Origin of the sequence: Stenotrophomonas geniculata, assembly GCF_034508895.1 — a bacterium.
Taxonomy (GTDB): Bacteria; Pseudomonadota; Gammaproteobacteria; order Xanthomonadales; family Xanthomonadaceae; genus Stenotrophomonas; species Stenotrophomonas geniculata.
This window is the reverse complement of sequence record NZ_CP140571.1, coordinates 87,728-102,488: the sequence shown is the minus strand read 5'-3', so window position 1 is coordinate 102,488 and position 14,761 is coordinate 87,728. Positions and strand designations below refer to the sequence as shown.

The window sequence follows — 14,761 nt, the reverse complement described above, 5'->3', positions numbered from 1 at the left end:
ATCACATCATCCGCACGCGGAAGCGACGGCCCTTGATCTTGCCGGCTTCCAGCCTGGCCACGGCCTTGTTGGCCTGCTCTCGGGCGATCGCCACGTAGGAGCGGGTCGGGAAGATCGCGATCTTCCCGATGAACTTGGCTGACAGGCCGGCATCACCGGTCAGCGCGCCAAGGATGTCGCCCGGGCGCAGCTTGTCGGTCTTGCCACCATCAATGCGCAGGGTGCGCATCGCGGCCTGCGGCAATTCGGCCGGGCGCGAGGTCGCCAGCGGCGTCTTCTGCCAGTCCAACGGCTGCCCCATCTGCGCTTCGATGGCTTCGGCGCGGGTCTTCTCACGGCCGGCCACCAGGCTGATCGCCAGGCCGCTGGCACCGGCACGGCCGGTACGGCCCACGCGATGCTGGTAGCTCTCCACGTCGGTCGGCAGCTCGTAGTTGATCACCGCCGCCAGCTCTTCCACGTCCAGGCCACGTGCGGCCACGTCGCTGGCCACCAGCACGTTGCAGCTGCGGTTGGCCAGCAGCAACAGCACTTCCTCGCGGTCGCGCTGCTCCATGTCGCCATGCAGGGCGAGCGCGGAGAAGCCGAACTGCTGCAGGGAATTCGCAACCTCGTCCACGTCCTTGCGGGTGTTGCAGAACACTACCGCCGATTCCGGCGTGTACTTCAGCAGCAGGCCCGCCAGCGCCTTCTGGCGGTGCGCCGGTTCCACCTCGCAGAACAGGTGGCGGATGGCCGGCGCCTGATCGGCGCCTTCCACGGTCACTTCCACCGCGTCGCGCAGCAAGTCACGCGCCATGGCGCGGATGCTGTCGGGGAAGGTGGCGGAGAACAGCAGGCTCTGGCGGTCCTTGTGGGTGCGGCCGGCGATCTCGCGGATCGGCTCCTCGAAGCCCATGTCGAGCATGCGGTCGGCTTCGTCCAGCACCAGCGTGCGCACCGCGCCCAGATTCAGCGCGCGCTTGCGTGCCAGCTCCTGCACGCGGCCGGGCGTACCGACCACCACGTGCGGGTCATGGCCTTCCAGCGACGCCAGCTGCGGGCCCAGCGGCACGCCGCCCACCAGCAGCAACAGCTTCAGATTCGGAATGCCGGTGGCCAGCTTGCGGATCTGCTTGCCGACCTGGTCGGCCAGTTCGCGGGTCGGGCACAGCACCAGCGCCTGCACGCGGATCAGGCTGGGGTCGATGGCCTGCAGCAGGCCGAGGCCGAAGGCGGCGGTCTTACCGCTGCCGGTCGGCGCCTGTGCGATCACATCGCGGCCATCCAGGATGGCCGGCAGGCTCTGCGCCTGCACGGGGGTGAGGGTGGTGTAGCCGAGGGCATCCAGGCCGGGCTGCAGGGCCGGGCTCAGCGGCAGGGTCGAGAAGTCAGTCATGGCGCATTGTACCCGTCTGCGCGGCCGCTCCCTGCCACAGGGCCTTAATCCACGTGGGCGCCGACCTTGGTCGGCACGCTCTTGATCAGCCCAGCACCGCCCACACGCCCTGATGAATCGCCAGGCCCCCGAACAGCAGCCAGGCGAACAGGATCAGCGCCAGCAGCAGCGGCTTCAGGCCTGCCTGGCGCAGCGCCGAGACGTGGGTGGTCAGGCCCAGCGCGGCCATCGCCATCGCCAGCAGCACGGTATCCAGCTGCACCAGCCCGGCCTGCAGGCCAGACGGCAGCAGATGCAGCGAGTTGAAACCGGCCACCGCCACGAAACCGAAGGCGAACCACGGCACCACGATGCGCGCCTTGCTGCCGTCGGCGCTGGCCTTGCCGCCACGCGCCAGCCACAGCGACAGCGCAACCAGGAACGGCGCCAGCAGCATCACCCGCACCATCTTGGTGATCACCGCCGTATCAGCCGCCGCTTCATTGACCGCACGGCCTGCCGCCACCACCTGTGCCACTTCATGCACCGTCGCACCGGTGAAAAGGCCGTACTGCCGCGCATCCATCGCCAGCCAGCCGTGCGACTGCGCCAGGGCATACAGCGCCGGGTACAGGAACATCGCCAGCGTGCCGAACACCACCACCGTCGACACGGCCACCGTGACCTGTGCCGCGCGGCCACGCACCACGGGTTCGGCGGCCATCACCGCTGCCGCGCCGCAGATCGCGCTGCCAGCACCGATCAGCATCGCTGCCTCGCGCTCCATCTTGAACACGCGCACACCCAGCCAGCAGGCCAGGCCGAAGGTGCTGGCGACCACCAGCACGTCCATCAGCACGCCGCTGACGCCGACGTGGCCGATGTCCTGGAAGGTCAGGCGCAGGCCGTACAGCACGATGCCGGCGCGCAGCAGCCAGTGCTTGGAAAAGCCGACACCGGCCGCGCTGCTCGGCGCCAGCCGCGGGTAGAGGGTGTTGCCGATCACGATGCCGGCGACGATGGCCACGGTCAGCGCACTCAGGCCGTGTGCCTGCAGCCACGGCAGCTCGGCCAGGTACAGCGACGCCGCTGCGATCAGGCCGACCAGCAGCAGGCCGGGCAGGCGCGGCTGCCAGCGTTGGCGCAGGGCGGGCAGGGACCAGAGGGAGAGGGCGGGGGCGTTCATGGCACGGGCAGCGCTGGAGAGATGGGGCAAGCGTGCGCCTGAGATGATTACCTGTAAAACGAATAATATGGGTGAAACCTACCCATAAAGAAGGTAAGTGCCATGCGCCTGACCTTGCGCCAGCTGCAGGTCTTCGTCGCCATCGCCGATCACGGCAGCACCACCGCCGCTGGCCAGGCCATCGCGCTTTCGCAATCGGCCAGCAGCGCCGCCCTGCAGGAGTTGGAAGCCCACTTCGGCACCCCGCTGTTCGACCGCATCGGCCGCCGCCTGGCGCTGAACGGGCACGGCCGCGCACTGCTGGAGCCGGCGCGTACCTTGCTGGTCAACGCCGCCGATCTGGAGCGGCAGCTGGCCGCCGGCGGCGACCCGTCGCAGGGCGCGCCGCTGCGGCTGGTGCTGGCGGCCAGTACCACCATCGGCAATTACCTGCTGCCGCCACGCATCGCCGAACTGCTGCGCCAGGCGCCACAGGCCGAGGTCGATCTGCGCATCGACAACAGTGCCGGCGTTGTCGCCGCCGTGCAGCGCCTGGACGTTGACGCCGGCCTGATCGAAGGCCCGTGTCACGAGCGCGGCCTGCAGGTGACCGCCTGGCAGCAGGATCCGCTGGTGATCGTCGCCGCCGCCGATGCCCCCGCGCGCTGGTCGCTGGATGAACTGAGCCGCGCACGCTGGCTGCTGCGCGAGCCCGGCTCGGGCACCCGCGAGGCGGTGGAGCAGGCGTTGTTGCCGCATCTGCGTGGCTTCGCCCAGACCCTGCAGCTGGGCAATACCGAAGCGATCAAGCAGGCCGCCATCGCCGGCCTCGGCCTGGCCTGCCTCTCGCGCCATGCGCTGGAAGAGCCGCTGGCGCTGGGCCGCCTGCGCGTGCTCGAGACCCCGCTGCCCGCCCTGCAGCGCACGCTGTGGCTGGTACGCCATCCGGGCAAGCAGTGGCTGCCGGGATTGCAGGCGTTGTTGGGGGACGTGGAGTAAGCCATCAGACCCCTAGTCGATTCCATCCATCGACAGTCCCTGCAGCGCTCATCCACGCATGGCGTGGATCTACCGTGTCGACCAAGGTCGACACCCACCAGAGCAGAATGCCGTTCCGACAGATCGCGGGAAACTGTCAGAGGCGGGGGGGTGTGGGTCTGCAGGACCGTTGGCGCCATGGATGGCGCCATCGAGCCCCCATGGATGGGTTTACGGCGTGTCCTGCAGACCCACACCGCCCCGCCATCCCACAGGAAACCAGCTTTGGCTGTTGCCGTTGAGATTGCCGGCCAGCGGCCGGCACTACCGCGGGTGCCGGGTGCAACCCGGCCGACGCCCCCAACCCGTACAATATCCGGATGCCTCTGATTACTCTGCAGAACGTCGACTTCAGCGTCGGCGGCCCGTTGTTGCTGGAAAAGGCCGAACTGTCGATCGAGCCGGGCGAACGCATCGCCCTGATCGGCCGCAACGGCGCCGGCAAATCCACCCTGCTCAAGCTGCTGTCCGGCGACCACAAGCCCGATGACGGCGAAGTCCGCGTGCAGCAGGGCGTGCGCGTCACCCGCCTGGAGCAGGAAGTGCCACACGGCGCCGCCGGCTCGGTGTTCGACGTCGTCGCCGATGGCCTCGGCGAACTGGGCCAGTGGCTGGCCGAATTCCACCACCTCAGCCATGCCGAGGTGTTCGATGGCGAAGCCCTCGGCAATGTGCAGGCCAAGATCGACGCCGCCAACGGCTGGGGCCTGGACCAGCGTGTCAGCGAAACCCTGACCAAGCTCGACCTCGACGGCGAGGCCGAGTTTGGCCGCCTGTCCGGCGGCATGAAGCGCCGCGTGCTGCTGGCCCGCGCGCTGGTGTCCAGCCCGGATGTGCTGCTGCTGGACGAACCGACCAACCACCTCGACATCGAAGCCATCGACTGGCTCGAAGCGTTCCTGAAGGGCTGGAGTGGCAGCGTGGTGTTCGTCACCCATGACCGCCGCTTCCTGCGTGCGCTGGCCACCCGCATCGTCGAGATCGACCGCGGCCAGGTCACCAGCTGGCCGGGCGACTGGGCCAACTACGAGCGCCGTCGCGAGGAACGCCTCAACGCGCAGGCGCAGGAAAACGCACGCTTCGACAAGCTGCTGGCGCAGGAAGAAGTGTGGATCCGCCAGGGCATCAAGGCCCGTCGTACCCGCGACGAAGGCCGCGTGCGCCGCCTGAAGGCGATGCGCACCGAGCGTTCGCAGCGCCGCGATCTCAGTGGCAACGTCAAGATGGAAGCCGCGCAGGGCGTCAGCTCCGGCAAGAAGGTCATCGACGTCAAGGACATTTCGTTCGCCTTCGGCGAGCGCACCATGGTCCGCGATTTCACCACGACCATCCTGCGTGGCGACCGCATCGGCCTGATCGGCCCCAACGGCAGTGGCAAGACCACGCTGCTGAAGCTGCTGCTGGGTGAACTGCAGCCGGCCAAGGGCGAAGTCAACGCCGGCACCAACCTGCAGATCGCTTATTTCGACCAGTACCGCGCGGTGCTGCGCGAAGACTGGAGCGCGATCGAGAACGTGGCCGAAGGCCGCGATTTCCTCGAGTTCAACGGCAAGCGCAAGCACGTGCATGCCTACCTGCAGGACTTCATGTTCACCCCGGAACGTGCGCGCGCACCGATCACCCGCCTGTCCGGTGGCGAGCGCAACCGCCTGCTGCTGGCCAAGCTTTTCGCGCAGCCGTCCAACCTGCTGGTGATGGACGAACCGACCAACGACCTCGACGTGGAAACCCTGGAGCTGCTGGAAGAGCTGCTGGGCGACTACACCGGCACGCTGCTGCTGGTCAGCCACGACCGTGACTTCATCGACAACGTGGTGACCTCCACGCTGGTGATGGAAGGCGATGGCGTGATCGGGGAGTACGTGGGCGGTTACAGCGACTGGCAGCGCTATGCGGCCAGCATCGCAGCGCCTGCCGCGGCCCCTGTGGCCAAGCCGGCGGTCGCCGCACCGGCCACCCCGACGGCCGCAGCTCCGGCCGCACCGAAGCGCAAGCTGGCCTACAAGGAAGCGCGCGAACTGGAGCAGCTGCCGAAGACCATCGAGAAGCTGGAAGGCGATGTCGAAGGGCTGACCTCGGCGATGAACGATCCGTCGTTCTACACCCGCAGCAGCGCCGAAGTGACCGCGCACACCCAGCAGCTGGCCAAGGTGCAGGCCGAGCTGGATGCCGCGTACGCGCGCTGGGAAGAGCTGGAAGGCTGAGTTTGCCGGGTTCGTGCGGACCAACGGTCCGCACCTACCGACGCCGATGCCTGGTAGATCCACGCCATGCGTGGATGGCGGCATCAGTGCGGACCAAGGTCCGCACCCACCAAAGCGGATTCCGCACCCACCGGGGGCCAGCGGTCATTTGACCCCGTGCAGGTCCCGCAGCTGGCTTGGCCGGCTGCCGAAGTACGCCGCCAGATCGGCGATGTCCTGATCGCTCAGGTCCTTCGCCTGCGGCGTCATCAACATGTGCTGGCGGTCACCGGCACGGTAGGCCTGCAGGGCGTGCGCCAGATAGTCGCCGTACTGCCCACCCAGCTTCGGATAGGTCGGGTCGATCGGCGCATTGCCGTCAGCCCCGTGGCAGTCGATGCAGCTCTGGTTGGTGGCCTTGCCCTTCACCTTGGCGCGGGCTTCACCGGCGGCCTCGCGGCCTGCGGGCAGGCCGGCCGAAGAAGAAGAGCCGTGTTCGCCGCTGGCATGGCCCGGGTCGGCGGCGGATTTCTCGCTGTTTTCCACCTGCGACTGCGAACAGGCTGCCAGCAGCAGGGCAACGGACAGGGCGATGGCGAGACGCATCGGATGCGCGGCTTTCGACATGGGCGGGCCTTACTTGACGGTGGACAGGTAAACAGAGAGATCGGCGATCTCCTGTTCGCTGAAACTCATCGACTGCGCCTGCATCGTCGGATGCCGGCGCTTGCCCTGGCGGTATTCGGTCAGGGCCTGGGCCAGGTACTGCTGGGTCTGGCCGCCGATCTTCGGCACCCGGTAGCTGGGGTAGGCGTTCTTGTAGCCGGTGATCCCGTGGCAGCCCTGACAGGTGTAGGCCAGGACACGGCCATTGTCGAAGTTGCCGGTGGGGGCGGCGGGCGCCGGGGCAGCGGCGGGAGCCGGGGCCGGGGCCGGGGCCGGTGTGGCAGGAGCAGGAGCGGGCTGTGCGGCGGCCCCAAGGGGCAGGAGGACGGCCAGAGCGAGACAAGCGGCGAGCGGCTGCGGGCGCATGGTGTCGTTTCCGGGGATTCGGGTCTGGTCGTTCCGGCGTGGGGTACGGAACGACCCGAGTATAGCCCCAGGTTTCATCTAGCTGAAATGGGGGGCGGGCCGACCAGTGGCGTGAAGGCACCATGACCTTTGGGATATGGTGTTGCCGTGAAGTGGTGCATTACTTTGCTACCACACCTGTCCACGCATCCTCCAGGGACCTGACGATGTCGCACCCAACCTTCCTGTCCGGCCGTCGCAGCGGAATCTGCGCTGCCGCACTGCTGATCTCCACCTCCCTGGCGCTGGGCGGTTGCGCCGCAGGGCCCAATTCCGAAGCCAAGGCCGCCGAGACCAAGGAGGAGAAGAAGGTCGACGCGGTCCCGGTCGAAGTGGCCGTGGCCAGCCACCGTGCCGTCGCGGCCAGCTACACCGGTACCGCCGCGTTGGAACCACGCGCCGAATCGCAGGTGGTCGCCAAGACCTCCGGCGTGGCGCTGGCGGTGCTCGTCGAGGAAGGCCAGCGGGTGACCGCTGGCCAGCCGCTGGTGCGCCTGGACCCGGACCGCGCACGCCTGGCCGTGGCACAGAGCGAAGCGCAGATGCGCAAGCTGGAAAACGACTATCAGCGTGCACAGAAGCTGGTCGTCCAGCAGCTGGTCAGTGCGGCCAGCGTTGACCAGCTGCGCTACGACCTGGAAAACGTCCGTGCGCAGTACCGCCTGGCCACGCTGGAGCTGTCCTACACCACGGTGGTGGCGCCGATCTCCGGCGTGATCGCCTCGCGCTCGATCAAGACCGGCAACTTCGTGCAGATCAACACGCCGATCTTCCGCATCGTCGACAACTCGCGGCTGGAAGCCACGCTCAATGTGCCCGAGCGCGAGCTGGCCACGCTGCGCGCCGGCCAGCCGGTGACACTGGCTGCCGATGCACTGCCGGGGCAGAGCTTCACCGGCACCGTCGATCGCATCGCGCCGGTGGTGGATTCGGGCAGCGGCACGTTTCGCGTGGTCAGCGCCTTCGATGGCGCCGCGCATGCGCTGCAGCCCGGCATGTTCGGCCGCATCCGCATCGATTACGACCAGCGTGCCGATGCGCTGGTGGTGCCGCGCCTGGCGCTGCTCGACGACGGTGAGCCGGCGGTGTTCCGGGTGCGCGAAGGCAAGGTCGCACGCGTTCCGGTCAAGCTGGGTTACGCCGAGGGCCCGTGGGTGGAGATCCGTGATGGCCTGGCGGCCGGTGATCAGGTGGTCACCGCCGGCAAGGTCGCGCTGCGCGACGGCACCGCAGTGCAGGTGATCGCTGATCCGAAGGCAAAGGCGAAGACGGTCGCAGCGGCCGCCAAGCCGGCAGACAAGGCCGGGAGCAAGCAATGACCGCCCCGGGCCACGACCACGGTGCCTCGCCGGCGAGCGACGGCGCCGCCGCCGGCATGCGCGGCGGCCTGGTGGAATTCGCCACCCGCCGCCGCGTGACCATCGCCATGTGCACGGTCACCCTGCTGCTGTTCGGGCTGATCGCGCTGGGCAACCTCAAGGTCAACCTGCTGCCCGACCTGAGCTACCCGACGCTGACCGTGCGCACCGAGTACACCGGTGCGGCGCCGACCGAAATCGAAACCCTGATCACCCAGCCGGTCGAAGAAGCGGTGGGCGTGGTCAAGAACCTGCGCAAGCTGAAGTCGGTCTCGCGCACCGGCCAGAGCGACGTGGTGCTGGAGTTCGCCTGGGGCACCAACATGGACCAGGCCAGCCTGGAGGTGCGCGACAAGATGGAAGCGCTGAACCTGCCACTGGAGGCCAAGGCCCCGGTGCTGCTGCGCTTCAATCCGTCCACCGAGCCGATCATGCGCCTGGTGCTGTCGAACAAGGTGGCACCGGCCAGCGATGCCGATGCGATCCGCGAGCTGACCGGCCTGCGCCGCTATGCCGATGAAGACCTGAAGAAGAAGCTGGAGCCGGTCACCGGCGTCGCAGCGGTCAAGGTCGGCGGTGGCCTGGAAGACGAGATCCAGGTCGACATCGACCAGCAGAAGCTGGCGCAGCTGAACCTGCCGATCGACACCGTCATCAAGCGCCTGAAGGACGAGAACATCAACATCTCCGGCGGTCGCCTGGAGGAGGGTTCGCAGCGCTTCCTGGTGCGCACCGTCAACCAGTTCGCCGACCTGGAGGAAATCCGCAACCTGCTGGTGACCACCCAGGCCGCCAATGGCAGCGCGGCCGACTCGGCACTGCAGCAGATGTTCAACATCGCCGCATCGACCGGTTCGGCGGCCGCGATCGCGGCGGCGTCGGCGGCGCAGAGCGCGTCCTCCGGCGGTGGTTCCAGCGTGGTCGCCAACGGTGTGCCGGTGCGCCTGAAGGATGTGGCCACCGTGCGCCAGGGCTACAAGGAACGCGAAGCGGTGATCCGCCTGGGTGGCAAGGAATCGGTTGAACTGGCCATCTACAAGGAAGGCGATGCCAACACCGTGTCCACCGCCGAAGCGCTGCGCAAGCGCCTGGAGCAGATCAAGGGCACGTTCCCCTCCGATGTCGAGATGACCACCATCGAGGACCAGTCGCGCTTCATCGAGCACGCCATCGCCGACGTCAAGAAGGATGCGGTGATCGGCGGGCTGCTGGCCATCCTGATCATCTTCCTGTTCCTGCGTGATGGCTGGAGCACGTTCGTGATCAGCCTGTCGCTGCCGGTCTCGATCATCGCCACGTTCTTCTTCATGGGCCAGCTCGGCCTGAGCCTGAACGTGATGTCGCTGGGCGGTCTGGCACTGGCCACCGGCCTGGTGGTGGACGACTCGATCGTGGTGCTGGAGAGCATCGCCAAGGCCCGCGAGCGTGGCCTGGGCATCCTGCAGGCGGCCATCGTCGGTACCCGCGAAGTGAGCATGGCGGTGGTCGCCTCGACCCTGACCACCATCGCGGTGTTCCTGCCGCTGGTGTTCGTCGACGGCATCGCCGGCCAGCTGTTCCGCGACCAGGCACTGACCGTGGCGATCGCCATTGCGATCTCGCTGCTGGTGTCGATGACGCTGATCCCGATGCTGAGCTCGCTGAAGGGACGGCCGCCGCTGGCGTTCCCGGAAGAGGCGCCGAACGAGCCGTGGCAGCCGCAGAACCGTTGGCAGAAGCCGGTGGCGCTGGGTCGCCGTGGTGCCGTGGCGACCGCGCGCTGGAGCTTCTATGCGCTGGCCTGGCTGGTCGTGCGGGCGTGGCGCGGCGTGGTGGCGGTGGTTGGCCCGGTGATGCGCAAGGCCAGCGATCTGGCGATGAAGCCCTATGCCGGTGCCGAGCGCGGCTACCTGCGACTGCTGCCGAGCGCGCTGGCGCATCCGGGCAAGGTGCTGGGCGTGGCCACGATCATCTTCGTGGCGACCATGGCGCTGGTGCCGATGCTCGGTGCCGACCTGATTCCGCAGCTGGCACAGGACCGCTTCGAAATGACGGTGAAGCTGCCGGCCGGCACGCCGCTGAAGCAGACCGATGCGCTGGTGCGCGAGCTGCAGCTGGCGCATGGCAAGGGTGAAGGCGTGGCCTCGCTGTATGGTGTCAGTGGCAGCGGCACCCGCCTGGATGCCAGCCCGACCGAAAGCGGCGAGAACATCGGCAAGCTGACCGTGGTGATGGAAGGCGGCGGCAACGCGCGCACCGAGGCGGAGATCACCGAGCGCCTGCGTGACACCATGGGCCAGCATCCGGGTGCCCAGGTCGACTTCGCGCGGCCGGCGTTGTTCAGTTTCTCCACGCCGCTGGAAATCGAGCTGCGCGGGCAGGACATGGCGACGCTCGAAGTGGCCGGCCAGCGCCTGGCGGCGATGCTGCGCGGCAACGCGCACTACGCCGACGTGAAGTCGACGGTGGAGGAGGGCTTCCCGGAAATCCAGATCCGCTTCGACCAGGAACGCGCGGGTGCGCTGGGCCTGACCACCCGCCAGATCGCCGATGTGGTGGTGAAGAAGGTGCGCGGTGACGTGGCCACCCGTTACAGCTTCCGCGACCGCAAGATCGACGTGCTGGTGCGTGCACAGGAAGGTGATCGTGCCAGCGTGGAAAGCATCCGCCGCCTGATCGTCAATCCCGGCAGTACCCGTCCGGTGACGCTGGACGCGGTGGCCGACGTGGTTGCCACCACCGGCCCCAGCGAGATCCATCGTGCCGACCAGACCCGCGTTGCGGTGGTCTCGGCCAACCTGCGCGACATCGATCTGGGTGCGGCCATGCGTGAAGTGCAGCAGATGGTCGCCGAGCAACCGTTGGGCGCGGGTGTCGGCCTGCACATCGGCGGCCAGGGTGAAGAGCTGGCGCAGGCGGCGAAGTCGCTGATCTTCGCCTTCGGCCTGGCGATCTTCCTGGTCTACCTGGTGATGGCGTCGCAGTTCGAGTCGCTGCTGCATCCGTTCGTGATCCTGTTCACCATCCCGCTGGCGCTGGTCGGCGCGATCCTGGCACTGATGCTGACCGGCAAGCCCATCTCGGTGGTGGTGTTCATCGGCCTGATCCTGCTGGTGGGCCTGGTCACCAAGAACGCGATCATCCTGATCGACAAGGTCAACCAGCTGCGCGAGGCCGGCGTGGCCAAGCATGAGGCCCTGGTGGAAGGTGCACGTTCGCGCCTGCGGCCGATCATCATGACCACGCTGTGCACGCTGTTCGGCTTCCTGCCGCTGGCGGTGGCGATGGGCGAGGGTGCTGAAGTGCGTGCGCCGATGGCAATCACCGTGATCGGTGGCCTGCTGGTGTCGACCCTGCTCACCCTGCTGGTGATCCCGGTGGTGTACGACCTGATGGATCGCCGCGGTGATGCCTACTACCGCGAGCGTGGCCGCAAGCACGCCGGTGAGATCGAGCCGGGTGCAGCAGGCAGCGCGGCGGGTGTGGAGGAGCCGGCATGAGTGTTGCCGAGTTCTCCATCCGCCGTCCGGTCACCACCATCATGTGTTTCGTGTCACTGGTGGTGATCGGCCTGATCGCCTCGTTCCGGCTGCCGCTGGAAGCGCTGCCGGACATCTCCGCGCCGTTCCTGTTCGTGCAGATCCCGTACACCGGTTCAACCCCGGAGGAAGTGGAGCGGACCATCATCCGCCCGGTGGAGGAATCGCTGGCGACGATGACCGGCATCAAGCGCATGCGCTCGTCGGCCACCTCCGAGGCGGCGCTGATCTTCATCGAGTTCAGCGACTGGGACCGCGACATCGCCATCGCCGCCTCCGATGCACGCGAACGCATCGATGCGATCCGCAGCGACCTGCCCGATGACCTGCAGCGCTACAACGTGTTCAAGTGGTCCAGCAGTGACCAGCCGGTGCTGAAGGTGCGGCTGGCCAGCACCACCGACCTGACCACTGCCTATGACATGCTCGACCGCGAGTTCAAGCGGCGCATCGAGCGCATCCCCGGCGTGGCCCGCGTCGACATCACCGGCGCGCCGCCGAACGAGGTGGAGATCGCCATCGATCCGAACCGCCTCAACGCGCACGGTCTGAGCATCAATGAGCTGAGCGAGCGCCTGCGCACGCTGAACTTCTCGATCTCCGCCGGGCAGATCGATGACAACGGCCAGCGCGTGCGCGTGCAGCCGGTGGGCGAGATCACCGACCTGCAGGAAATGCGCGACCTGGTGATCAACGCCAAGGGCCTGCGCCTGGGCGACATCGCCGACGTGCGCCTGAAACCGGCGCGGATGAACTACGGGCGTCGCCTGGACGGCAACCCGGCGGTCGGCCTGGACATCTTCAAGGAACGCAGCGCCAACCTGGTGGAAGTCTCGCGCGCGGCGCTGGCCGAGGTCGAATCGATCCGCGCGGAGCCGTCGATGCGCGACGTGCAGATCAAGGTGATCGACAACCAGGGCAAGGCGGTGACCTCCTCGCTGCTGGAACTGGCCGAGGCCGGTGCGGTCGGCCTGATCCTGTCGGTGACGGTGCTGTTCTTCTTCCTGCGCCATTGGCCGTCCACGCTGATGGTCACCCTGGCCATCCCGATCTGCTTCACCATCACCCTGGGCTTCATGTACTTCGTCGGGGTGACGCTGAACATCCTGACCATGATGGGCCTGCTGCTGGCCGTCGGCATGCTGGTCGACAACGCCGTGGTGGTGGTGGAGAGCATCTACCAGGAGCGCGAGCGCCTGCCCGGGCAGCCGCGGCTGGCCTCGATCATCGGCACCCGCAACGTGGCCATCGCGCTCAGCGCCGGCACGCTGTGCCACTGCATCGTGTTCGTGCCGAACCTGTTCGGCGAGACCAACAACATCAGCATCTTCATGGCGCAGATCGCGATCACCATCTCGGTCTCGCTGCTGGCCTCGTGGCTGGTCGCGGTCAGCCTGATCCCGATGCTGTCCGCGCGCATGGCCACGCCCAAGCTGGTGCACTCGCAGACCGGCATGATCGCGCGCCTGCAGCGCCGCTACGCCAGGCTGCTGGACTGGTCGCTGCACCATCGTGGCTGGAGCCTGCTCGGCATTCTGCTGGTGGTGCTGGTCAGCCTGGTGCCGATGAAGCTGACCAAGATCGACATGTTCGGTGGTGACGGCGGCAAGGACATCTTCATCGGCTACATGTGGAAGGGCGCCTACACCTACCGGCAGATGTCCGAGGAAGTGGCGCGGGTGGAGAACTGGATCGATGCCAACCGTGAACGCCTGCACGTCAAGCAGGTCTATTCCTGGTACAGCGAGCAGGAAGGCAGCTCCACCGTGGTCACCCTGGACGAGAAGTACGCCAAGGACATCAAGGCGCTGCAGGAAGAACTGCGCAAGGGCCTGCCGAAGTCAGCCCGCACCGACTACTTCGTCGGCAACCAGGGCGGCGATGGGGGGGGCGGCGGCAACCAGGGCGTGCAGGTGCAGCTGGTCGGCGACTCCAGTTCGATGCTGCAGGAGATCGGCCTGGAAGTGGTGCCGCTGCTGGCCCAGCGTGCCGAGCTGCGCGATGTGCGCATCGACAATGGTGAGAAGGGCGGCGAGCTGAAGGTGCGCGTCGACCGCGAGCGCGCCGCCGCATTCGGCTTCAATGCCGAGCAGGTGGCCAGCTTCGTCGGCCTGGCCCTGCGCGGTGCGCCGATGCGCGAGTTCCGCCGCGGCGACAATGAAGTGCCGGTGTGGGTGCGCTTCGCTGGCGCCGAGCAGAGCAGCCCGGAAGACCTGGCCGGTTTCAGCGTGCGCACCGGCGACGGCCGCAGCGTGCCGCTGCTGAGCCTGGTCACCGTTGACGTCGGCTCGTCGGCCACCCAGATCGGCCGCACCAACCGCCAGACCACGCTGACCATCAAGGCCAACCTGGCAGAGAAGGTCACCGCGCCGGATGGCCGCAAGGCGATGGAGTCGGTGCTCAAGCCGATGAACTTCCCGGCCGGCTATGGCTTCACCTTCGACGGCGGCGACTACGGCAACGATGACGAAGCCATGCAGCAGATGGTGTTCAACCTGCTGATCGCGCTGGTGATGATCTACGTGGTGATGGCAGCGGTGTTCGAGTCGCTGCTGTTCCCGGCGGCGATCATGAGCGGCGTGCTGTTCTCGATCTTCGGCGTGTTCTGGCTGTTCTGGATCACCGGCACCTCGTTCGGGATCATGTCCTTCATCGGCATCCTTGTGCTGATGGGGGTGGTGGTGAACAACGGCATCGTGATGATCGAACACATCAACAACCTGCGGCGCGGCGGCATGGGCCGAACGCAGGCACTGGTTGAAGGCTCCCGCGAGCGCCTGCGCCCGATCATGATGACCATGGGCACGGCGATCCTGGCGATGGTGCCGATCTCGCTGACCAATACGCAGATGTTCGGCAACGGCCCGGAGTACGCGCCGATGGCGCGCGCGATTGCCGGGGGCCTGGCGTTCTCGACCGTGGTCAGCCTGCTGTTCCTGCCGACCATCTACGCGGTGCTCGATGACCTGCGCAGTGCCGTGACGCGGCTGATCCGCCGTGCGCGCGGCCTGGAGGTCGTGGCGGGTACCCCGGTGTAGTGGTCGAGCTTGCTCGACCGTAATGCGCGCCAA

At 67.5% G+C, this 14,761-nt stretch carries 9 protein-coding genes; 5 read left to right on the top strand and 4 right to left on the bottom strand.

Annotated features, from left to right (window positions below):
- Position 1: 1 nt before the first annotated feature.
- Both dbpA and RI032_RS00460 read right to left on the bottom strand, forming a co-directional pair.
- Positions 2-1,378 (bottom strand): ATP-dependent RNA helicase DbpA, encoded by a 1,377-nt coding sequence (gene dbpA / locus RI032_RS00465; RefSeq protein ID WP_010484543.1) that lies wholly within the window; start codon positions 1,376-1,378, stop codon positions 2-4.
- An 85-nt stretch (positions 1,379-1,463) separates the two neighbouring features.
- Complete coding sequence (locus tag RI032_RS00460; protein ID WP_322547691.1) at positions 1,464-2,543, bottom strand: YeiH family protein; 1,080 nt, start codon at positions 2,541-2,543, stop codon at positions 1,464-1,466.
- A 102-nt stretch (positions 2,544-2,645) separates the two neighbouring features.
- Here RI032_RS00460 and RI032_RS00455 point away from each other — a divergent pair, with 102 nt between their 5' ends.
- Positions 2,646-3,521 (top strand): LysR family transcriptional regulator, encoded by an 876-nt coding sequence (locus RI032_RS00455; RefSeq protein ID WP_257472776.1) that lies wholly within the window; start codon positions 2,646-2,648, stop codon positions 3,519-3,521.
- A 359-nt stretch (positions 3,522-3,880) separates the two neighbouring features.
- Positions 3,881-5,764 (top strand): ATP-binding cassette domain-containing protein, encoded by a 1,884-nt coding sequence (locus RI032_RS00450; RefSeq protein ID WP_322547690.1) that lies wholly within the window; start codon positions 3,881-3,883, stop codon positions 5,762-5,764.
- A gap of 144 nt (positions 5,765-5,908) precedes the next feature.
- Here RI032_RS00450 and RI032_RS00445 read toward each other — a convergent pair whose 3' ends face one another.
- Both RI032_RS00445 and RI032_RS00440 read right to left on the bottom strand, forming a co-directional pair.
- Positions 5,909-6,370, bottom strand: a complete 462-nt coding sequence (locus RI032_RS00445) for a c-type cytochrome (RefSeq protein WP_322547689.1) — start codon at positions 6,368-6,370, stop codon at positions 5,909-5,911.
- A gap of 9 nt (positions 6,371-6,379) precedes the next feature.
- Entirely contained in the window at positions 6,380-6,775 is a 396-nt protein-coding gene (locus RI032_RS00440) for a c-type cytochrome (RefSeq protein ID WP_224329225.1), read from the bottom strand.
- Positions 6,776-6,981: 206 nt separating this feature from the next.
- On the opposite strand from RI032_RS00440, the gene RI032_RS00435 reads away from it, so the two are divergent.
- From RI032_RS00435 to RI032_RS00425, 3 genes are read left to right on the top strand one after another with little or no spacing between them, the layout of a single operon-like run.
- The gene (locus RI032_RS00435) at positions 6,982-8,133 is read left to right on the top strand and encodes an efflux RND transporter periplasmic adaptor subunit (RefSeq protein ID WP_322547688.1); all 1,152 of its coding nucleotides are present in this window, start codon (positions 6,982-6,984) and stop codon (positions 8,131-8,133) included.
- Positions 8,130-11,651: an efflux RND transporter permease subunit gene (locus RI032_RS00430; RefSeq protein ID WP_010484554.1), complete on the top strand. Its 3,522-nt coding sequence runs from the start codon at positions 8,130-8,132 to the stop codon at positions 11,649-11,651. The genes RI032_RS00435 and RI032_RS00430 overlap by 4 nt, the downstream gene beginning before the upstream one ends.
- On the top strand, positions 11,648-14,728 hold the full coding sequence (locus RI032_RS00425; RefSeq protein ID WP_322547687.1) for an efflux RND transporter permease subunit: 3,081 nt from the start codon (positions 11,648-11,650) through the stop codon (positions 14,726-14,728). Before RI032_RS00430 ends, RI032_RS00425 begins: the two co-directional genes overlap by 4 nt.
- Positions 14,729-14,761: the final 33 nt, after the last annotated feature.